Source organism: Kitasatospora sp. MMS16-BH015, from assembly GCF_002943525.1.
Taxonomy (GTDB): Bacteria; Actinomycetota; Actinomycetes; order Streptomycetales; family Streptomycetaceae; genus Kitasatospora.
Genome location: NZ_CP025394.1, coordinates 3,103,053 through 3,123,920, shown reverse-complemented (window position 1 = coordinate 3,123,920; position 20,868 = coordinate 3,103,053). Strand labels below are relative to the sequence as shown.

Below are 20,868 nucleotides of genomic sequence, written 5' to 3'. Positions count from 1 at the left end.
ATGGCCGCAGGCGAGACGCTCGGTGCATGGACCAGAACTTTGCGAACTCCGCCCGCCGGCTCGCCCTGGGCCCGCGCCCCATCCGGCGCCCTGCGCGGCGCCCCGCCCTTCGGTCGGCCGGGCGATCGGCGCCGAGGCCGGCTGCACCGTGGGCCGCTCGATCCGCACCGAGGCCGGGGCGGCGCCTCGCGGTGGTGGCTCTGGCGGTGCTGGCTGCGGCGCTCGTGCTGGCGGCCTACGCGCCGAGCTTCGCCTTCGCGTAGCCACTGTCGGCGGCCGTCAGCCGCTGCCGGCCGCCGTCGGCCGCCCCGGGGCCCAGCGGCCCCCGGGGGGCCGGGCGGCCGGGCGGGGCTAGTCCTCGGGCGTCTTGCGGCGGGTGGCGGCCCGGGCCGCTGCGGCGGCTGCGGCTGCTCCGGCGGCTGCGGCGGCCGGCGCGGCGGCGGCGCGGTCGGGGCCGGGCTGCTCGGGGATGGCGGGGCGCGGGGCGCGGCGGGTGGCCAGCTCCTCGGCGGCCTCCTTGGCGGCGAGGTAGGCCTGGACGGCGGCTATGCCGTAGACCGGCTGGATCAGCTGGTGGCCCTTGAAGAACGGCCGGGCGGGGACGAAGCCGGCGGCGATCACCACCTCGCGGATCTCCGCTATCTCCTGCTCGTTGCGAGCGGTGAAGCGGACCTCCCAGCCCTTCTTGTACGTGTGGCCGTCCTCGCCGCTGCGGCGGGCCAGGTCCGGCTGGCGGACGTAGCCGGGCAGGCGGCCAAGACGCAGTTGGGCGGCCCGCAGGCCGGTGGAGTCGTCACGTGACATGAAGCCGATGGTAGGCAATCCGGAGGGGCTGCTGTGACTCCGGAACGGTGCTTCTCGGTATGGTCCTCGTCACTCTCGGTCAGAAGCCGCAGTTCACGGACCCGGCCCGGGTGTCACCGTGACCGAGATGAAATGCGGAAAATCGGATGGTACAGGCCAACTGCGATCTAATCCGGCAACTGGCCGAACGTCCCTTACGCCGAATGGGTGAGGGTATGAGGACTTTAGTGCGGGGCAGTCCCGGTTTCGCGACGGTTGGGTAACGGTGCGTCAGGTCGTGGATGTGAGGGCGGGCCGGTTGGGGAGGGTGTCGGCATGAGCTACCAGATCCCCTCGCCCGCACCGTCCCTCCAGGAGCTGGCCCGCCGCCAGCAGAACGTGATCACCGCGAGCCAGTTGCGCGCCCGGGGCGTGCCGGCTCGGGTGGTCACCGAGCACTGCCGCCGGGGCGGCCCCTGGCAGCGGCTGCTGCCCCGGGTGTACCTGCTCCAGGACGGCGTGCCGACGCCCGAGCAGCGGATGTGGGCCGCGCTGCTCTACGCGGCCCAGGACGGCTGCGAGACGGGCCGCCGCGAGGGTGCGGTGATCACCGGGTCGGCGGCGCTGGCGCTCTACGGCTTCACCTCGGTGCCCCGGCTGCCCGCGGTGACCGAGGTGGACGTGCTGGTACCCCGGCAGCGCCGGCTCAAGGACGCGGGCGAGGTGCGGATTCGGCGGACCGGCCGCGCGCCGCAGGCGCGCTCGGTGCACGGGCTGGCCTGCGCCCCGGTGGCCCGGGCGGTGGCGGACGCGCTGCGTGAGTGGGCGGCCGAGGGCGCCTTCGAACTCGGCCTGGTGCCGCCCGCGTTGGTGCGGGCGCTGCTGACCGAGGCGGTCGGCCGGGGCGAAAGCGGCTGCACGGTAGCCGAGTTGGTGGCCGAGCTGGGCGAGGCGGGGCTGCTGGCCGAGGAGCGGGTGCGGGCCGCGCTCGACGAACTCCTTGCCGCCGAAAGGGAGTCGGTGCTCGACCGGCTGGGCGAGCTGGTGGACGAGTGGCTGCTGCCGGTGCCGCTGACCGGGCCCGAGCTGCGGATGCGCGGCGGCACCTACGTGGCCGTGCCGGACCTCTACTGGCCGGAGGCCGGGGTCGCGGTGGAGGTGGATTCGGAGCTGCGCTGCGTCAGCGAGGGCGAGGCCGCCTGGGTGCGGGCGGGCCAGCACCGGATGGAGTACCTGGGCATCCGGGTGGTGTACGTGTCGGGTGCGCGGGTCGCCGCCGACCCGGACGCGGTCGGCGGCGAGCTGCGCGAGGCGTTCCGCGCGGGCGGCGCGGACGTGGTCGAGCTGCTGGTGACGGAGCGCTGAGCGGGTCGGTGGCGGTCGGCCCCAGGCTGGTCCGAGGCCAGCCCGAGGTCAGCCCGAGGTCAGGCCTGGACCACCGGGGTGCCGGTCAACTCGACTCCGGCGGCGGCGAGTTCGGCCAGGGCCGCCTCGGTGGTGGCGGCCGCGACCCCGGCCGTGAGGTCGAGCAGGACGCGGGTGGTGAACCCCTCCCGGGCGGCGTCCAGCGCGGTGGCCTTGACGCAGTGGTCGGTGGCGATGCCGACCACGTCCACCTCGGTGACCGAGCGCTCGCGCAGCCAGTCGGCCAGCGAGCCGCCGTGCTCGTCGACGCCCTCGAACCCGCTGTAGGCGGCCGAGTGGGCCCCCTTGTCGAAGACCGCCTCGATCGCGCCCGAGGTGACCGAGGGCGCGAAGTTGGGGTGGAAGCCGACCCCCTCGGTGCCCGCCACGCAGTGCCGGGGCCAGGAGTGGACGTAATCCGGGGTGGGCGAGAAGTGGTCGCCCGGGTCGAGGTGGTGGTCCCGGGTGGCGAGGATGTGGGTGTAGCCGGCGGTGGAGTCGGCGATCAGGTCGGTGATCGCGGCCGCCACCTCGGCGCCCCCGGCGACGGCCAGGCTGCCGCCCTCGCAGAAGTCGTTCTGCACGTCGACGACGATGAGTGCCCGGTGCATGGGGTGCGTCCTTGGTCGGGTCGGGATGGTGCGGACGGGATGGTCCGGCGGGTACGAGGTGCGGGGCCACTGTAGGCAGTGACGCGCGTAGGCGGAAGGGTCGGCGCAGCGGCGCGCGGCCGTTCGGCCCGGCCGCGGCCCGGTGCGGGGCCGTTCAGCCCAGCAGCAGCTCGGTGGGGAGCACCGGCTCGCCCTTGGAGAGCTGGGTGGCCGAGAGCGGCAGCGCGGCGCGGCTGCGCAGGTGGCGCTCGCGCGCGACGGCCAGCGGCTCGCGGCCGACCACCTCGCCGCCGAGCACCAGCGGCACCTGGAGCAGGTGCGGGGCGAGCGATTCGGGCATCGCGCCGGTGCCGACCACCTCGGCCTCGGCCACGCCCTCCTCGTCGGGCCGCCGGGCGGCCCACTTGCGCCCGCCGACGCTGCTCTTGCCGCCGGCCGAGCGCTTGGCCACCGGTTCCAGCGGTCCGCCCGGCGTGGTGGCCCGGGCGACCAGCTTGTAGACCATCGCGCAGGTGGGGTGCCCGCTGCCGGTGACCAGGCTGGTGCCGACGCCGTAGCCGTCCACCGGGGCGGCGGCGAGCGCGGCGATGGCGTACTCGTCCAGGTCGGAGGTGACGATGATCCGGGTCTTCTCGGCCCCGAGCAGGTCGAGCTGGCGGCGCACCCGGTGGGCCAGCAGGGTCAGGTCGCCGGAGTCGATCCGGACGGCGCCCAGCGAGGGCCCGGCCACCTCCACGGCGGTGCGGACGGCCTCGGCCAGGTCGTAGGTGTCGATCAGGAGGGTGGTGCCCCGGCCCATCGACTCGACCTGGGCGGTGAAGGCGTCCCGCTCGCTGTCGTGCAGCAGGGTGAAGGCGTGCGCGGCGGTGCCGGTGGTGGGGATGCCGTGGGTGAAGCCGGCCTCCAGGTCGGAGGTGGCGGTGAAGCCGGTCAGGTAGGCGGCCCGGGCGGCGGCCACGGCGGCGCTCTCGTGGGCGCGGCGGGCGCCCATCTCGATGCAGGGGCGCTCGCCGGCGGCGCTGGTCATCCGGGAGGCGGCGGCGGCGATCGCGGAGTCGTGGTTGAGGATCGACAGGATCAGCGTCTCCAGGATCACCGCCTCGGCGAAGCTGCCCTCCACGGTGAGCACGGGGGAGCCGGGGAAGTAGATCTCGCCCTCGGGGTAGCCGTGGATGTCGCCGGTGAACCGGTAGTCGGCCAGGAAGCGCAGGGTCTCCTCGTCCACCACGCCCTGGTCGCTGAGCCAGTCGAGCTGCGGGGAGGTGAACCGGAAGTCCTCGACGGCGTCCAGCAGGCGGCCGGTGCCCGCCAGCACCCCGTAGCGACGGCCGTTCGGCAGCCGCCGGGTGAACACCTCGAAGACCGAGCGACGGTGGGCGGCGCCGCTGCGGAGCGCGGCCTGGAGCATGGTGAGCTCGTAACGGTCGGTGAGCAGCGCGGTGGAGCGGCGCGCGGTGTTGGCGTCCATGGGGATGATGCTACTACCACTTAGCGTCAGTTTGACGATTTCTCCGGGGCGGATTCGCTCCGAGGTCGCTCGGATGGAAGAGTGAGAGGCGCAATCCGTGTGCCCCAGTGAGCCGCCCGCACCGTCGGCGGCGCAGCGAGGAGTGTCTGCCGTGAGTGTCGCGCCCGTGGAGATCGAGCGCCCGGAGGTCGAGGGTCTCCCGTCGCTGGAGCCGGACACGCCCTGGGTGACCATCGTGCACAACGACCCGGTCAACCTGATGAGCTACGTGCAGCACGTGTTCCAGGCCTACTTCGGGTACCCGAAGGACAAGGCCCGGCAGCTCATGATGGAGGTGCACGGCAAGGGCCGGGCCGTGGTCTCCAGCGGCTCCCGCGAGGAGATGGAGCGGGACGTGCAGGCCATGCACGGCTACGGCCTGTGGGCCACCCTCCAGCACGACTGATCACCGGCCACCCGCGGCCACCCGTTACCCCGACGAAGACAGGCTGATCCAAGACTCATGGCTGGGTTGTTCGAGAGCACCGGCGAAGGCAGTGCCGCGATCGCGCTGGACGAGATCGAGGCGTCCATCCTCCGCTCGCTGGAGGTGCAGATGCTGGAGCTGATCGGCCCCGGCCCGGGCGCGGACAGCGACGACCCGCTGGCCGCGCTGTTCGCCGAGGGCCCCACCGAGGCGCCCAGCGACCCGGCGCTGCGGCGGCTCTTCCCGGACGCCTACGGCGAGCCCGGCACCGCCGCCGACGAGGAGACCAGGGCGGCCGCCTCGGAGTTCCGCCGCTACACCGAGCTCGACCTGCGGGCCCGCAAGCGGGAGGACGCGCTGGCCGTGGTCAAGGCGATCGACGGCCTCGGCGGTGAGGGCGGCAAGCTCGAACTGGAGGCGGGCGACTGCCCGCGCTGGCTCGGCGCGCTCAACGACCTGCGGCTCACCCTGGGCAGCCGTCTCGAGGTCACCGAGGAGGACGAGGAGGGCCTCTACGCGCTGCCCGACGGCGACGAGCGCAAGCCCCTGGTGATGGCCTACCTCTGGCTCGGCGGCATGCAGGAGTCCCTCATCGAGGCGATGACCGGCTGAGGCCGCGCGCCTGACCGCTGACGGCGCGTCACTCCGTGGTACGACTGCCTTACTCCACGTAAGGAAGGCACGACCATGGCAGCGCCCCGGTACGACGAGGTCGTCGACCCCACTCCGGACGAGGAGGGCTACGAGCGGGGTCTGAACAGCCGTCAGATCCAGATGATCGCGATCGGCGGCGCGATCGGCACCGGCCTCTTCCTCGGCGCCGGCACCGCGATCTCCAAGGCCGGCCCGAGCCTGATCCTCAGCTACGCGGTGGCCGGGGTGGTGATCTTCGTGATCATGCGGGCGCTCGGCGAGCTGCTCACCTACCGTCCGGTCTCGGGTAGCTTCGCCGAGTACGCCCGCGAGTTCCTCGGCCCGTTCGCCGGCTACGTCACCGGCTGGACGTACTGGCTGTTCTGGGTGGTCACCGGGATGGCCGAGACCACGGCGGCGGCGGTCTACGTCAAGTACTGGGCGCCGGGCATCCCGCAGTGGCTGAGCGCACTGGTCTTCCTGGTGATCCTCTACGGGGCCAACCTGATCTCGGTAAGTCTCTTCGGCGAGATCGAGTTCTGGTTCTCGATGGTCAAGGTGACGGCGATCCTCGGCATGGTCCTGATCGGCGTCGGGGTGCTGGTCTTCGGCTTCAGCAAGGCCGGTGACACCGCCTCGGTCACCCACCTGTGGCGGGACGGCGGCTTCTTCCCCCGGGGCCTGCACGCGACCCTGATGACCCTGCAGATCGTGATGTTCGCCTACCTGGGCGTGGAGCTGGTCGGCGTCACGGCGGGCGAGAGCGAGAACCCCGAGAAGACCCTGCCGCGGGCGATCAACACCCTGCCCGCCCGGATCGTGCTGTTCTACATCGGCGCGCTCACGGTGATCCTCTCGCTGGTGTCCTGGACGGAGTTCCAGCCCGGGGTCAGCCCCTTCGTGGCCGCCTTCGGGAAGATCGGCATCCCGGCGGCGGCCGGGATCATCAACTTCGTGGTGCTCACCGCCGCGCTCTCCTCCTGCAACTCCGGGATGTACTCCACCGGCCGGATGCTGCGCGACCTCGCCCTGCGCGGCCAGGCCCCCGCCGCCGTGACCCGGCTGAACGGCCACCGCAGCCCGGCCGCGGCGATCACCGTCTCCGCGCTGCTGATGGGCCTGGGCGTGCTGCTCAACGCCGTGGCGCCCGGCAAGGCCTTCGAGTACGTGACCTCGGTGGCCACCGTCTGCGGGATCTGGACCTGGGCGGTGATCCTGGTCTGCCAGCTGCGCTACCGGGCCGCCTGGCGTCGCGGCCACCTGCCGCCGCCGAGCTTCCGCTCGCCCGGCGGGGGCTGGACGGGCTGGGTGGCGCTGGCCTTCCTCGGCCTGGTGGTGGTGCTGATCGGCTTCGACGCCGACAACCGGATCTCGCTCTACGTCTTCCCCGTCTGGGCCGTGCTGCTGCTGATCGGCTACCAGGTGCTCAAGCGCCGCCGCCCGGAGGCCCTGCACGGCACCCCGCACGACCACCTGCACGTGCCGCCGTCCGAGGAGTGAGACGCCGGGCGGCGGATGGCTATCCTGACCGGCATGCTGACCATCACCCGTGAACTGCGCGACGCCATCCTCGCCCACGCCCGGGCCGACCACCCGGACGAGGCCTGCGGCGTGGTCGCCGGCCCGGCCGGCACCGGCCGGCCCGAGCGGTTCGTCCCGATGCTCAACGCCGCCCGCTCGCCCACCTTCTACGAGTTCGACTCCGGCGACCTGTTGAAGCTCTACCGCGAGATGGACGACCGGGACGAGGAGCCCGTGATCGTCTACCACTCGCACACCGCCACCGAGGCCTACCCCTCGCGCACGGACGTCAGCTACGCCTCCGAGCCCTTCGCCCACTACGTGCTGGTCTCCACCGCCGAGGGCGCCGAGGCGGACAGTCCGTACCAGTTCCGATCGTTCCGCATCGTGGACGGAGTGATCACGGAGGAAGACGTCGAGATCGTCGAGGAGTATTCCGCCTGATCGGAACGCACCCCTCCGGAGCCCGGCGCCCCGCCGCCCCGGCGGGCGCCGGGCTCCCTCCGTGGTGGTCAGCGGCCTGCCGGGGCAAGCCGGCGCGGCCGGTGTGACGGAATGTGAGACGGATCGGACCGGATGGCGAGATGAGGATGTCGGAGCAGGGGCGGGAATCTATACGATGAGTGCATGCGTTCCGTCGATGTGAGCTTCCGGGCCCCAGGCACCCGCCTCGTGGCGCGCCTGCACGTCGACCTGTGCCGGCTCGCCAGCGCCATCTGTCCCGGCACGGCTGACGCCCGCTGATCCCTCCGGCGCCACCACGCCCATGCCCCACCTCCGCCCCGGGGCACCCCTCCGCCTTCCGAGCCGCGCCCGAGCGGCCACCCCTCTCATCCCACAGGAGCGCAGCCATGGCCATCGAGGTCCGCATCCCCACGATCCTCCGCACCTACACCGACGGCGCCAAGGCCGTCGAGGGCAGCGGCGCCAACCTCGCGGAGCTGTTCACCGACCTCGACGCCCGCCACCCCGGCATCGCCGGCCGGCTGCTCGACAACGGTGAGCTGCGCCGCTTCGTCAACGTCTACCTGAACGACGAGGACGTCCGCTTCCTCGGCGGCGTCACCACCGCCCTCGGCGACGGCGACAGCGTCACCATCCTCCCGGCCGTGGCCGGCGGCTCCCGCTGACCTGAGCCCCGCCCGGGGGCGGCTCCCGCCGGAGCCGCCCCCGCTTCCTTGCCCACCCTCGACCTCCGCCGGAGGCTCCCTTGCGTTACGACAGTCCGCTCGAAGCCGTCGGCAACACGCCGCTGGTCCGGCTGCCGAACCTCTCGGCCGCCGTGCCCGGGAACGAGGACGGCCGGGTCTCCCTCTGGGCCAAGCTGGAGGACCGCAACCCGACCGGGTCGATCAAGGACCGGCCGGCCCTGCACATGATCGAGCAGGCGGAGGCGGCCGGCCGGCTCACCCCCGGCTGCACCATCCTGGAGCCGACCAGCGGCAACACCGGGATCTCGCTCGCGATGGCCGCCAAGCTCAAGGGCTACCGGATGGTCTGCGTGATGCCCGAGAACACCTCTGAGGAGCGCCGAGAGCTGCTCCGGATGTGGGGCGCCGAGATCATCTCCTCCCCGGCCGCCGGCGGCTCCAACACCGCCGTCCGGATCGCCAAGGAGATCGCCGCCGAGCACCCGGACTGGGTCATGCTCTACCAGTACGGCAACCCGGACAACGCCGGCGCGCACTACGCCACCACCGGCCCCGAGATCCTCGCCGACCTCCCCACCATCACCCACTTCGTGGCCGGCCTCGGCACCACCGGCACCCTGATGGGCGTCGGCCGCTACCTGCGGGACAAGATTCCCGGCGTCAGGATCGTGGCCGCCGAGCCGCGCTACGACGACCTGGTCTACGGCCTGCGCAACCTCGACGAGGGGTTCGTCCCCGAGCTCTACGACGCCGAGGTGCTCACCACCCGCTTCTCCGTCGGCTCCGCCGACGCCGTTCGCCGCACCCGCGAGCTCCTCCAGCAGGAGGGCATCTTCGCGGGCGTCTCCACCGGCGCCATCCTGCACGCCGCCCTCGGCACCGCCCGCAAGGCGGCCGCGGCCGGCGAGACCGCCGACATCGTCTTCGTGGTCGCCGACGGCGGCTGGAAGTACCTGTCCACCGGCATCTACACCGCCGAGTCCACCGAGGCGGCCGTCGAGGCCCTGCAGGGACAGCTCTGGGCCTGAGCATCGACCCGGTCGATGGGCTCCATCGGCACCCTCGTCGGCCCCTCGGGTGAACACTCGGGCGTGTGCGAAGCTGCTCCGGGCACGGTGTGCCCGTGGACAAGTCCCGTACGCGTCCCTCCCGGGAACGCGGGCGAACGAAGGGCTGACGATGGAGCTCCTCCCCTCTCTCCGTACCGGTGACTCTCCCCGTACCGGTGACGACTTCGCCCGGCAGCTGCAGCAGCACCGCACGCGCCGCCGGCTGACCCAGACCGAGCTCGCCGACCTCTCTGCCGTCAGCGTGCGGGCCCTGAGGAACCTCGAGAAGGGCCAGGTGGCCGTCCCCCGGACGGACACCGTGCGGCTGCTCTCCGATGCGCTGCGGCTGACCGCCCACGAGCGGGCCGAGTTCGAGGTGGCGGCCGGCTGCCAGAGCGGCGACGCGCTCTTCGAGTCGCTGGTGGAGGCGCCGCCGGCCAAGCCGCTGCTGGGTCGCGAGCGCGAGACCGAGGTGCTCCACCGGCTGCTGGCGGGCGAGCACCGGGGCATCACCGCCATCACCGGGTTCGCCGGGGTGGGCAAGACCCACCTCGCCGCGGCGGTGGCCACCCGGCTCCGGGCCCGGGGCGTCCCCACCCTGTGGGCCGGCCCGGCCGCGGCCGGCGCCGCCCGGCCCGGCCAGCCCGCCGGCCGGGTCACCGAGCTGCTGGCCTCGGGAGAGGAAGGCTTCGGCGAGCTGGCCCGGCTGGTCGGCGAACGGGCCGCCCTGCTGGTCGTGGACGGCAACGACCGCGGGCCGATCCCCCGGGAGCAGCTGCGCTCGCTGGCCCGGCTCTGTCCGAACCTGCGGATCCTGGAGACCTCCCGCGCTCCGCAGGGCGCGGTCGAGGAGTTCCACCTGCCGCTGCAGCCCCTGGGCGCGGCCGCCGAGGGCGGGGAGGGCCTGCCGACCCGGGAGGCGGAGGCGCTGCTCGTGCAGCTGATCGCCGACCGCCAGCCGGGCTTCGCGCCCGGGCCCGCCGTCATGCCGCTGCTCTCGGAGGTCTGCCGCCGGCTCGACGGGGTGCCCCGGGCCCTGGAGGCGGCCGCCTCCTGGTCCATGATCGCCTCGCTGGACGAGCTGCTGACCATGGCGCGCGAGGAGCCGCTGCTGCTCGCCACCCACCCCGGCAGCCCGGCCGGCCTGGGCCTGGCCGTGCACGAGGCGGTGGCGGTGCAGCCGCCCTCCCACCGCGAGCTGCTGGCCCGGCTGGCGAGCCGGCCGGGGCCGTGGACGGTGGAGGCGGTGGCCGCCACCCTGGGGCGCACCCGGACGGAGACCGCCGCGGCCGTCTACCGCCTGGTGCAGTGCGGACTGATCCGCAAGACGGCCGCTGCCACCGGCGCGCGCTCCGAGCTGGCCGTCCTGCACGCCGTGCGGGCCTACCTGGCCAACCCGGTCGTCCCGGTCTGACCCCGAGGCCCGCGATCGGCACTTGAGGGGCAGTTCCCCGGGGGGACGCCGAGCGGCCGGGCCGCTGCTGGCAAGGTGTTCCGCGGGCCGCCCCACCCTCCGGCCGGCCGCACCATCTGTACGGAATCTGTACGAGCAAGGCAGGCACAGTGACGCAGACCGCACCGGTCACCCCGGCTGGCCCGAAGGAATCGCTCTGGCGCAACCGCAACTTCATGTTGCTCTGGTTCGGGCAGGGCGCCGGCACCCTGGGCCCCCGGGTGGCGCTGGTGGCGCTACCGCTGCTGGCCCTGGAGGTCCTGCACGCCAGCACCTTCCAGGTCTCGCTGCTGACTTCGCTGAGCTGGCTGCCCTACGCCCTGCTCTCGCTGCCGGCCGGCGTGCTCGCCGAGCGGCTGGACCAGCGGAAGATCATGGTCACCTGTGACCTGGTCCGCCTCGTGCTGCTCGCCAGCGTCCCGCTGATCGCCCTGGCCGGCGGGCTGACGCTCTGGTACCTCTACCTGGTGGTGACCGTCTCCGGGGCGCTGACCGTCCTCTTCACGGTCGCCTACCGGTCGCAGCTGCCCAGGCTGGTCGGCGCCACCCAGCTGATCGAGGGCAACGCCAAGCTCGGCATGTGCGAATCGCTCGCCGAGCTGGCCGGCCCGGCGCTCGGCGGCACCCTGGTCGGGCTGGTCGGCGCCTCGCGCGCGCTGGTCGCCAACGTGCTCACCTACGCCGTCAGCGCCGTCACCCTCGGCCTGATCCGGGTGCCCGAGACGGAGCCCCGCCCCGCCGTCGCACGGGTGCCGTTCCGCGCCGCGATGGGGGAGGGCCTCACCTTCGTCCGCCGGCAGCCGATCCTGCGCCGGCTGCTCTGGTGCACCAGCGTGTCCAACTTCTTCGTGGTCGCGGCCTCCTCGATCGCCGTCACCTTCATGCTGCGCACCCTGCACGCCTCCCCGTCCACCGTGGGCCTGGTCTTCACGGCCGGATCGCTGGGCGGCCTGGCCACCGGGGCGCTAGCCCCGCGGATCTCCGCCAGGGTGGGCAGCGCCCGAGTCATCTGGCTCGCCATGCTCACCCCCGGGCCGCTCTACCTGCTGATGCCCGCCGCCCTGCCCGGCTGGGGCGTGTGGATGTACGCGGCGGCACTGGCCGCGCTCTCCGCCAACTCCATCCTCTTCAACACGGCCGCCGTCTCCTACCGGCAGGCCGTCTGCCCGCCCGGCCTGCTGAGCCGCGTCAACGCCGTCTACCTCTGGATCGCCTACGGCGTCATCCCGCTCGGCTCCCTGTTCGGCGGCACGCTCGGCGCCCTCGCGGGCCTGCGCCCGGCCCTGCTGGTGTGCGCGCTCGGCATGTGGAGCGCCTGCCTCTTCGTGGTCTTCTCCCCGCTGCGCACGATGCGCGACATCCCCGCCCCGAACTCCGAAGGACAGTGATGGTCGACCCCGCCTCCCGCCTGCTGCGCATCCTCCGGGAGCAGCTGGCCGCTCCCGGGCTGGACCTGGACGGCAAGTTCTACGCCCAGGGCGGGGACTCGCTCACCGCCGTGCGCGTGGTCAACACGGCCCGGGCCGAGGGGCTCCCGCTCACCCTGCGCGACCTGATGGTGCACCAGTCCGTGCGCGCCATCGTGAGCGCGCCGACCTTCGTGCAGGCCCTCGCCGAGCAGGCCACGGCCGAGCGCCCGGCGGCCGGCGACACCGCGTGGGCCCCCTTCGACCTGCTCGCCGCCGAGGACCGGGACCGCCTCCCGGCGGGGGTCGTCGAGGCCCTGCCGGCCTCCGCCCTGCAGGTCGGCATGCTCTACCTGTGCGAGCTCAGCCAGGACCGCGAGCTCTACCAGGTGATGGACGACTGGGAGGTCGAGGCGCCCTTCGACGAGCCGGCCTTCCGCGCCGCGCTGGCGGAGCTGGTGCGCCGGCACCCGGCCCTGCGCACCTGCTTCGACTTCGCCGAGTACTCGGTGCCCGTGCAGCTCGTCCGGGAGCAGGCCGACCCGGTGGTGGAGATCGAGCCCGCGGCCACCGCCGAGGAGGCCGAGGCCGCACTGCGGCACTGGCGCGACTCGGGCCGGGGCGGCGTGCACGACTGGGCCGAGGCCCCGCTGGTCCGGGTGCACGTGGCGGTGCGGCCGGAGTCCTTCCACGTCGCCTTCGCGGCGCACCACGCGATCCTGGACGGCTGGAGCTACAGCCGGGTGGCCGTGGAACTGATGACGCTCTACGCCCACGGCACGGCGGCCGGGCAGCTGCCGGCCCCGGCCGGGCCGGTGCAGCGCGCCTTCGTCCGGGCCGAGCAGGAGGCCCTCGGTTCGGCCGCCGCGGCCGAGCACTGGCTGGCGCAGGCGGACGCCCCGCCGCTGCTCTTCGCCGACCACGGCGCCGGCATCCCGGACGCCTCGGCCCGGCACGTCCTGGACCTGGAGCCGGAGCTGGTCCGGGGGCTGCACCGGGTGGCCCGGCGGCTCGGCACCTCGGTGAAGTCGGTCGCCCTCGCCGCCCACGCGCGCGCCCTGGGCGCCCTGGCCGGCCGGGAGGAGGACGTGGTCACCGGCGTGGTGTTCAACACCCGCCCGCCGGAGCCCGGCTCCGACCTGGCGGTCGGGCTGTTCCTCAACACGCTGCCGGTCCGCTTCGCGCGGGTCGGCGACGACTGGGCCGACCTGGTCCGGGCCGCGGCCGAGGCGGAGCGCGAGGGCGCGCCGCACCAGGCGTACCCGCAGGCGGCCCTGGTGGAGCGGCTCGGCCGCCCGGCCTTCGACGTGACCTTCAACTTCATGAACTTCCGCGACCAGCAGGAGTTGGCCGACCTGACGGCGGCGCCGACCAGCCGGTGGCGGCGGCGCGGCAAGCCCAGCTTCCCCTTCCACGTCAACCTGGAGATCACCGGCGGGCGCGGCCAGCTGCGGATCGGCCACGACCCCGCCCACCTGCCCCAGGAGCGGGCTGAGAGCTACGCGGGGCTGCTGGCCGGGGCGCTGGCCGCCGTGGTCCGCGAGCTGGCCGGGCCGGCCGATCCGGCCGATTCCGCCGAGGCCGTCGGTCCGGTCGAGGCGCTGGCCGTCGCCCGGCCCCGGTTCGCGGTGCTGTACGACGCGGGGGCCGTGCCCGCCGGGGAGATCGGTGCGGGCCTGGCCGATCTGGGCGAGATCCTCTTCCTGGTGCCGAGGCACTCCGCCCACGTGGACAACCTGCGGTCCGTGATGGAGCTGCTCGGCGAGGTCCACGAGCTGACGGGGGACCAGGAGGCCGATCTGCGGCTGGTGCGCGGCCTCGCCCCGGACGGGATCCTGACCTTCTGCGAGGACCTGCTGCGCCCGGCGGCCGAGTTCGCCGAAGCGCTGGGCCTGCCGGGCCAGTCCCCGCACGCGGCCCGGGTCTTCACCGACAAGGGGATGCAGCGCCGGATCCTGCGGGAGGCCGGGGTGGACACCACCCGGACGTTCCTGCTCGCCGCGCCCACGGACTGGGCGGAGGCGGTCGCGGCGGTGGGCCTGCCGGCGATCGTCAAGCCGGTCACCGGTTCGCGCAGCCGCGACGCCTACTCCTTCCGCGACCCGGCCGAGGCCGAGGCCGTCCGGGAGCGGCTCGAGCGGATCGCCGCGGCCGGGCTCTGGGAGCCCTTCGTGGTCGAGGAGTACCACGAGGGGCGGCCGAGCGAGCCGTTCGGTGACTACGTCTCGGTCGAGAGCCTCTGCACGCCCTCGGGGATCACCCACCTGGTGCTCACCGGCAAGACCCCGGTGATGCCGCCGTTCCGCGGCACCGGCCGGATCTGGCCGAGCCACCTGCCGGCGGCGGAGGAGGCGGAGGTCCTCGACCTGGTCACCGCGGCGCTGGAGGCGGTGGGGGCCGATCACGGCCACGCCCACACCGAGCTCAAGCTGACGGCCCGCGGGCCGAAGCTGATCGAGCTCAACGGCCGGATCTCGGGCCACGTCAACATGATGGCCCGGGAGTCCTGCGGCACCGACCTGGTCCGGGCGACCGGCCTGCTCGCACTGGGGGAGGACCCGCAGCTGGCGCCCTTCGACTTCGGCGGCAAGGTCCACTTCCAGTACAACAACCTCTCCCCGCTCACCGCCTGCACCATCGAGGCGGTGGACGGCGCCGAGGCCGTCCGGAGCCTGCCCGGCGTGACCGGCTACCGCAGCTTCGTCCGGATGGGCGATCAACTCCCGGGCGGCACCTCCACGTTGACGCTCGACGCGCTCTCCGGCGTGGGTGACAGCCACGCCGAGGTGGCCCGCACCATCGAGGCGGCCCGGGCGGCCCTCACCTTCACCTTCGGCATGCCCGAGGGGCCGCGCAGGGTCAACGGCCTCGACCTGGCCCGTCACTAGCCCGTCCCGTCCCCTCGAACGCCCTCGCCCCCGGCCGACCGGCCGGGGGCGAGGGCGTTCGGGCTCAGGCGTGCGGGCGCAGGTCCGTCCAGTGCTCCCGGACGTGCGCCAGGCACGCCTCGCGGTCGGCCTCGCCGTACACCCGCGCCCAGCCGGCCGGGGCAGCCACGGTGGCCGGCCAGAGCGAATACTGGCCGGCCGTATTGGCGAGCACCAGAAACCGGCCCCGGGAATCATCGAACACGTTCGCCATAATGCACACCTCGTTTTCACGAATTACCTGCTGCGGAGAGTTAACCCGCCGGTGCGAGGCGGTGACCAGTGGGCCGGGAAAACTTCCGGCGATGTGCCGCCGTTCGTGCCGCGAGGGCCGGGAGCGGGACTTTAGAGTCGAAAGACGTTATCCGCGATCGCGCGTGCACGATTCCATGGGCGCGGTCGAGCCCTTTCAATCGGCGGCCAAAAAGCCAGCCTTCCCTGAGACGGGTGCAATTTGTCACGCTTGAACTCCACTGAATTCCTGCCCTATGTCACCGGCGTAGCCGCTCAGCGCTACCTCCGGGCCGAAGAGGGGCTGGTCGCCGCGCGCGACGAAGGGTGCAGCCACTGGTACATCGACGCGAGCATCCTGTCGGACATGCCGCACAACTGGTCCGCGCAGCGCCGCAAGGAGCTCGCCGCCGCGGCCGCCGACCAGGGCATGGCCCCCCTGCTGCACGGCAACTTCCGGGCCCCGCTGGCCACCGAGATCCCCGAGCTGCAGGTGGCCTCCCTGGAGTACGTGCGCCGGGAGATCGACCTGGCCGAGGACCTCGGCGCCACCGCTCTGATCATCCACGGCGGTGTGTTCGTGGAGCCGAGGCCGACGAAGGCGCACCGCGACGCCGCGTTGGAGCGGTTCCTCGACCTGCTCGCCGTGACGGTCCGCGAGGCCGAGCAGCGAGGGGTGGCCGTCTGGCTGGAGAACCTCTCGTACTACCCGAAGTACCGTCCGTTCTCCTACGTCTTCACCCGGGAGACCGACTTCGCCGCGGCGCTGGAGGCCATCCCCGAGCTGAAGTTCATCCTGGACATCGGCCACGCGAACGTGAACCAGGAGCTGGCGCAGCCCGCCCTGGCCAAGTACGCCTCCTCGATCGCGGCGCTCTCGCTGAGCAACAACGCCGGTGACCAGGACGCGCACCTCGCGCTCGACGAGGGCACGCTGTCGATGGAGGAGATCACCCGGCTGATCAAGGCCGCCGACTGGCGCGGCCTGATCGCCTTCGAGACGCGCAACGCCAGCGTGCAGCTCGGTCTCGACTACCTCACCAGCCTGTGGAACAGCGACGCGCTGCTGCCGGTCTGATCCGGAGGTACCCGAAGCCTTGAGGGCCGGCCGCGAGCGGCCGGCCCTCAAGGCTTCCACCCGGCCGGAGTACGAAGGACTCTCACCCGGAGTACGAAGGAGGGGCGGTCCGTGACGGACCGCCCCTCCTTCGTACTCGGCCGCGGAGGCTAGCCGCCGAGCCGGGCCGCCAGGGCGGCGGGGGTGGGGTGCCGGTAGAGGTCGCGCAGGCCGACCTGGCCGTGGCCGGCCTCGCGCAGGGCGCTGATCAGCCGGACGGCCGACAGCGAGTTGCCGCCCACCTCGAAGAAGTGGTCGTCCGGGCCCAGGGCCGTGCCGAGCACCCGGCTCCACAGCGCCGCCATCGAGCCGTCGGCCGAGCCGGTGCCGGTGCCGGCCGGTGCGGCGGGGCGCTGCGCGGCCCGGGCGGCGGCGAGCGCCGCGCGGTCGAGCTTGCCGTTGATGGTGAGCGGGATCGCCGGAAGGGCGACCAGCTCGGCGGGCACCATGTAGTCGGGCAGGAAGCCGGCGCAGTGGCGCCGGGCGTCGGCGGTGGTGCCGCCGGCGGCCGGTACCAGGTAGGCCACCAGGTGCCGGGCCTCGCCCTCGCCCTCCACCACCACGGCCGCGTCGGCCACGTGCGGGGCGGCCAGCAGCACCGACCGGATCTCGCCCAGCTCGATCCGGAAGCCGCGGATCTTGACCTGCTCGTCGAGCCGGCCCAGGTGGTCCACGGCGCCGTCCAGCCGCAGCCGGCCCAGGTCGCCGCTGCGGTAGAGGCGCTCGCCGGTGAACGGGTCCTCGACGAAACGACGGCTCGTCAGCTCGGGCTGGTTGAGGTACTCCCGGGCGAGGCCGGGGCCGCCGACGGTGATCTCCCCGACCGCGCCCGGGGGCAGCGGCCGGCCGAGGCCGTCGCGGACGGAGACCGACCAGCCGGCCAGCGGGTGCCCGACGCAGTGCGGGCGCGCGTCCAGGTCCCAGGAGGTGAGGACGCGGGCCGTGACGTGCACGGTGGTCTCGGTGATGCCGTACATGTTGACCATGCGGCAGTGGCTGTCGGGGTGGCGGCGGAACCAGGCGCCCAGCATCCGCGGGTCCAGCGCCTCGCCGCCGAACACGACCAGCCGCGGGGCGACCACCGCGCCGTGGGTGCCCCGGGCGCCGAGGTCGGTCTCCAGCAGGCCGGCGAAGGCGGAGGGCGTCTGGCTCAGCACCGTGACCCGCTCGCGCAGCAGCAGCGCGTAGAACTCCTCCGGCTCCCGGGAGGTCAGGTAGGGGACGACGACCAGGCGGCCCGCCGTCAGCAGGCAGCCCCAGATCTCCCAGACCGAGAAGTCGAAGGCGACGGAGTGGAAGAAGGTCCAGACGTCCGCCGGCCCCAGGGCCAGCTCCTCGGCGGTGGCGCCGATCAGGGCCAGCACGCTGCCGTGCGTGACGGCCACGCCCTTGGGGCGCCCGGTGGTGCCGGAGGTGTAGATGACGTACGCGGTGTGCTCGGGCCGGACCTCCGGCAGGGCTGCCGGGGAGGGGGCGGCCGCGTCCAGTTCGGCCGGGGTCAGCAGCGCGGTGCCGGGGCCGGCCGGGAAGGTGGAGAGCGAGGTGAGCACCAGGCCCAGGCCCGCGTCCTCGGCGATGTACCGCAGCCGGTCGTCGGGGGCCTGCACGTCCAGCGGGACGTACGCGGCGCCGGTCTTCAGCACCGCCAGCAGGGCCACCACCAGGTCGGTGGTGCGCTTCATGCAGACGCCCACGTACGTGCCGGGCCCCGCTCCCCGGTCGGCGAGCACCCGGGCCCAGGCGGTGGCGCGCCGGTCCAGCTCGCGGTAGGTCAGGGAGCGGCGGCCGTCGCCCACCGCGACCGCCTCCGGGGTGGCGGCGGCGTGGCCCGCGACGGCGGCGGGCAGCGAGGCCACCGGCAGCGGGACGGGCGCCGCAGGGCGGGTGAGGGCGAGCACCTCGGCGGTGCCGGCCTCGTCCAGCAGGGTGAGGTCCTCGAGCCGGCGGCCGGCCGGGCGCTGCGTCAGCTGGGCCGCCACGTGGAGCAGTCGGCGCGCGAAGGCCTCGGCCACGGCGGGGTGGACGGTGGGGGCGTGGTCGTGGCGGGCGAAGGAGAGCCCGGTGGCGGACCGGTGCCAGGCCAGCAGCAGCGGGACGGCGCCGGGGGCCAGCGGCGCGTACTCCTCGCCCGGGCGGCGCGGGCTCAGCGCGAGGGCGAGGGCCGGGAGGGCGCCGCCGGCCGCCGTGGCCGGGGCGGCCAGCGCCGCCCGGGCCGAGGCGAGCAGGTCGGTGAGGGGCGCCTGGGCGTCGAGGTCGAGCGAGAGCAGCCGGAGGGTGTCCCCGGACCGCTCCCCGGCGGCGGCGGTCAGCACGGCGAACCGCACCTGGTCGGCGCGTTCGTAGCGGGAGAGCACGACGGCGGCCGCCGCGACCACGACCTCCTCGGGGAGGGGGGTGTGGCCGGCCGGGGCGGCGGCCGAAGGCGCGGGCGCCCGGTCCTCGGCCAGGCCCCAGCCCGGTGCGGCGGCGGGCGTCCAGCCGTTGGCCCCGGCCCGGTCGGGCGCCGGGGCGAGGGCTCCGCCGTCCGGGGCGGTCAGGGCCAGCGCCCCGCCGTCCGGGGTGACCAGGGTGAGGGCCTCGCCGTCCGGCATGGCCAGGGCGAGGGCCGCGCCGTCCGGAGCGGCCAGGGCCCCGGCCAGTGCGCGCAGGCCCCGGTGGTCCAGCACCTGACGGCACGCCAGCACCACCAGGTCGGCCTGCCCGTCGGAGTACCGGAGCAGCACCACCCGCAGGCCCGGCCCGGCCGGGCCGAGCGGGCGGGCGAGCTCCCGCCGGCACAGGCCGTCCGCCAGGGCGGAGTCGGCGGGGGCGTGGACGGCCTGGGTGTGGAAGCCGGCCGCCGGGGCCGCCCGCCCCACGCCGGCCGCGGCGGCACGGATCCGGTCGGCCTCCGTCAGCCGCAGCACCAGGCTGTGGGTGGCCCAGGGGCCCGGGATGGTCGGCGCCCCGGTGGTGGGCGTGGGCTGCTGGGTCATCTCTGCGTCCGCTCCGGCGGTGTTCGGGGTGGCTGTCATCGTGCGGTGAACCCCCCGTCGACGGTCACCGTGGTGCCGGTGACCTGGCGCGACTCCTCGCCGGCCAGCCACAGCACGGCCCCCGCGACGTCGTCCGGCTCCACCAGCGAGTTCATCGGCTGCTGGGTCACGAACGCCTCCTCGTGATCGCGCACGTCCACGTCCAGGCAGCGGGCGATCTCGGTGAGCATCCGCCCCTCCACGTGCGTGGCGTCGCGCACCGACCCCGGGCAGACCGCGTTGACCCGGACCCGCAGGGGCGCGAAATCCAGGGCTGCCGCCTTGGTGAGCCCCACCAGGGCGTGCTTGGCGGCGACGTACGCGGCGAAGTGGCGGTAGCCCACCAGCCCCGCCGTGGAGGCGATGTTGACGATGCTGCCGCTGCGCCGGGCCAGCATGCCGGGGGCCACGGCGCGGATCATGCGCCAGGCCCCGGAGAGGTCGACGTCGAGCATCAGCTGCCACTCGTCGTCGGTGATCTCGTGCACGGCCCGCCCCGAGGGCGCGGCGATGCCGGCGTTGTTGACCAGCACGTCGATCCGGCCGTACCGGGCCAGGGCGGCCTCGACCGCCCCGGCGACCTGCTCGGAGCTGCTGACGTCGGCCGCCACGGTCAGGGTGGCGGCGCCCGCCTCCCGGCACAGGGCCGCGGTGCGCTCCAACTGGTCGGCGCTGGCCAGCGGGTAGGGGACGCCGGGGCGGTCGGCGGCGATGTCCAGCAGCACCAGGTCGGCGCCCTGCTCGGCGCAGCGCACGGCGCAGATCCGGCCCAGCCCGCGGCCGGCGCCGGTCACCAGGACCGTCTTGCCCTGCAGGCGCGACACCTCAGGCCTCCCGGCCGACGGCGGCCGGACCGGCGCAGACGTCCGCGATCAGGTCGAGGATCCGCCCGGCCTCGGTGGTGAGGTACATGTGCCCGCCGGGCATGGTGACGTACCGGAAGCCGCCCGTGGTGGCGCTCTCCCAAGCCCGCGCGTCCTGCTCGTCGACCAGGGTGTCCTGGTCGGCGAGCAGGCAGGTGACGGGGGCCTCGACCGGCCCGGCCGCCAGCGGCCGGTAGGCCTCGTGCATGGCCACGTCCGCCCGCAGCCCGGGCAGCATCAGCTCCCGGAACTCGGCGGAGTCGAAGGCGGGGTGCCGGTACCCGGCCAGCACCTCGACCTGGGCGAGGAAGGCGTCGTCGTCCAGGTCGGCGGAGTGCCCGGACCGCCCCAGGTGCGGGGCGGGGGAGCCGCTGACGAACAGCTCCACGACCTCGATCTCGGTCCGCTCCTCCAGCGCCCGGGTCAGCTCGAAGGCCAGCGCGGCGCCCAGGCTGTGGCCGAACACGGCCACCCGGTGGTGGCCCCGCACCGCCGCCACCGCCTCGGGGAGCAGCGCGCGGACGGCCGCCGCCACCTCCCGGTGCGGCTCCTCGGCGACCAGCTCCTCGCGGCCGGGCAGTTGGAGGGGCACCGGCTGCAGCCCGGCGGGGGCCTGCTGCTGCCAGGGCCGGTAGAAGCCGGCCCCGGCGCCCGCGAAGGGCAGGCAGAGCAGGGGCAGCGGTTGGGAGCTCATGGCACCTCGGATCGACTCGGCGGAGGACGGACGGTGACGGATGGTCGGTGATGGACGGCCGGTGACGGACGGACAGG

At 74.2% G+C, this 20,868-nt stretch carries 19 protein-coding genes; 12 read left to right on the top strand and 7 right to left on the bottom strand.

The window, feature by feature from the left end; translation table 11 throughout:
• Positions 1-351: 351 nt before the first annotated feature.
• Positions 352-804 carry a hypothetical protein gene (locus CFP65_RS39710; protein WP_168219562.1) on the bottom strand — a complete coding sequence of 151 codons (453 nt, stop codon included), beginning with the start codon at positions 802-804 and terminating at the stop codon, positions 352-354.
• A gap of 315 nt (positions 805-1,119) precedes the next feature.
• Here CFP65_RS39710 and CFP65_RS13405 point away from each other — a divergent pair, with 315 nt between their 5' ends.
• Positions 1,120-2,148: a hypothetical protein gene (locus tag CFP65_RS13405; RefSeq protein WP_104816310.1), complete on the top strand. Its 1,029-nt coding sequence runs from the start codon at positions 1,120-1,122 to the stop codon at positions 2,146-2,148.
• Between the two features lie 59 nt (positions 2,149-2,207).
• Here the strand turns inward: CFP65_RS13405 and CFP65_RS13400 are convergent, their stop codons facing one another.
• A complete protein-coding gene (locus CFP65_RS13400; RefSeq protein WP_104816309.1) occupies positions 2,208-2,798 on the bottom strand; it encodes an isochorismatase family protein in 591 nt (196 codons plus the stop codon).
• Between the two features lie 154 nt (positions 2,799-2,952).
• Positions 2,953-4,266: a nicotinate phosphoribosyltransferase gene (locus tag CFP65_RS13395; protein ID WP_104816308.1), complete on the bottom strand. Its 1,314-nt coding sequence runs from the start codon at positions 4,264-4,266 to the stop codon at positions 2,953-2,955.
• Between the two features lie 151 nt (positions 4,267-4,417).
• On the opposite strand from CFP65_RS13395, the gene clpS reads away from it, so the two are divergent.
• From clpS to CFP65_RS13350, 10 genes are all read left to right on the top strand, one after another.
• Positions 4,418-4,711 (top strand): ATP-dependent Clp protease adapter ClpS, encoded by a 294-nt coding sequence (gene clpS / locus CFP65_RS13390; protein WP_104816307.1) that lies wholly within the window; start codon positions 4,418-4,420, stop codon positions 4,709-4,711.
• A gap of 57 nt (positions 4,712-4,768) precedes the next feature.
• Positions 4,769-5,344, top strand: coding sequence for a DUF2017 domain-containing protein (locus CFP65_RS13385; RefSeq protein WP_104816306.1), 576 nt, complete (start codon positions 4,769-4,771; stop codon positions 5,342-5,344).
• 75 nt (positions 5,345-5,419) lie between these two features.
• Complete coding sequence (locus CFP65_RS13380; RefSeq protein WP_104816305.1) at positions 5,420-6,865, top strand: amino acid permease; 1,446 nt, start codon at positions 5,420-5,422, stop codon at positions 6,863-6,865.
• 33 nt (positions 6,866-6,898) lie between these two features.
• The gene (locus CFP65_RS13375) at positions 6,899-7,330 is read left to right on the top strand and encodes a Mov34/MPN/PAD-1 family protein (RefSeq protein WP_104820853.1); all 432 of its coding nucleotides are present in this window, start codon (positions 6,899-6,901) and stop codon (positions 7,328-7,330) included.
• Between the two features lie 183 nt (positions 7,331-7,513).
• Entirely contained in the window at positions 7,514-7,630 is a 117-nt protein-coding gene (locus tag CFP65_RS42490) for a putative leader peptide (RefSeq protein ID WP_371682411.1), read from the top strand.
• A 107-nt stretch (positions 7,631-7,737) separates the two neighbouring features.
• Positions 7,738-8,016 carry a MoaD/ThiS family protein gene (locus tag CFP65_RS13370; RefSeq protein ID WP_104816304.1) on the top strand — a complete coding sequence of 93 codons (279 nt, stop codon included), beginning with the start codon at positions 7,738-7,740 and terminating at the stop codon, positions 8,014-8,016.
• Positions 8,017-8,096: 80 nt separating this feature from the next.
• Complete coding sequence (locus tag CFP65_RS13365; RefSeq protein ID WP_104816303.1) at positions 8,097-9,065, top strand: PLP-dependent cysteine synthase family protein; 969 nt, start codon at positions 8,097-8,099, stop codon at positions 9,063-9,065.
• Positions 9,066-9,216: 151 nt separating this feature from the next.
• Complete coding sequence (locus CFP65_RS13360) at positions 9,217-10,500, top strand: helix-turn-helix domain-containing protein (RefSeq protein ID WP_104816302.1); 1,284 nt, start codon at positions 9,217-9,219, stop codon at positions 10,498-10,500.
• A 149-nt stretch (positions 10,501-10,649) separates the two neighbouring features.
• A complete protein-coding gene (locus CFP65_RS13355) occupies positions 10,650-11,927 on the top strand; it encodes an MFS transporter (protein WP_104816301.1) in 1,278 nt (425 codons plus the stop codon).
• Positions 11,927-14,833 (top strand): condensation domain-containing protein, encoded by a 2,907-nt coding sequence (locus CFP65_RS13350; protein WP_104816300.1) that lies wholly within the window; start codon positions 11,927-11,929, stop codon positions 14,831-14,833. Before CFP65_RS13355 ends, CFP65_RS13350 begins: the two co-directional genes overlap by 1 nt.
• 64 nt (positions 14,834-14,897) lie before the next feature.
• Here the strand turns inward: CFP65_RS13350 and CFP65_RS13345 are convergent, their stop codons facing one another.
• Positions 14,898-15,086 (bottom strand): MbtH family protein, encoded by a 189-nt coding sequence (locus CFP65_RS13345; RefSeq protein WP_104816299.1) that lies wholly within the window; start codon positions 15,084-15,086, stop codon positions 14,898-14,900.
• A 249-nt stretch (positions 15,087-15,335) separates the two neighbouring features.
• Here CFP65_RS13345 and CFP65_RS13340 point away from each other — a divergent pair, with 249 nt between their 5' ends.
• The gene (locus tag CFP65_RS13340; RefSeq protein WP_104816298.1) at positions 15,336-16,181 is read left to right on the top strand and encodes a sugar phosphate isomerase/epimerase family protein; all 846 of its coding nucleotides are present in this window, start codon (positions 15,336-15,338) and stop codon (positions 16,179-16,181) included.
• 149 nt (positions 16,182-16,330) lie between these two features.
• Here the strand turns inward: CFP65_RS13340 and CFP65_RS42095 are convergent, their stop codons facing one another.
• From CFP65_RS42095 to CFP65_RS13325, 3 genes are read right to left on the bottom strand one after another with little or no spacing between them, the layout of a single operon-like run.
• On the bottom strand, positions 16,331-19,195 hold the full coding sequence (locus tag CFP65_RS42095; protein WP_104816297.1) for an amino acid adenylation domain-containing protein: 2,865 nt from the start codon (positions 19,193-19,195) through the stop codon (positions 16,331-16,333).
• Between the two features lie 35 nt (positions 19,196-19,230).
• A complete protein-coding gene (locus CFP65_RS13330) occupies positions 19,231-20,058 on the bottom strand; it encodes an SDR family oxidoreductase (RefSeq protein WP_104816296.1) in 828 nt (275 codons plus the stop codon).
• 1 nt (position 20,059) lies between these two features.
• Positions 20,060-20,791, bottom strand: coding sequence for a thioesterase II family protein (locus CFP65_RS13325; protein ID WP_104816295.1), 732 nt, complete (start codon positions 20,789-20,791; stop codon positions 20,060-20,062).
• Positions 20,792-20,868 lie beyond the last annotated feature (77 nt).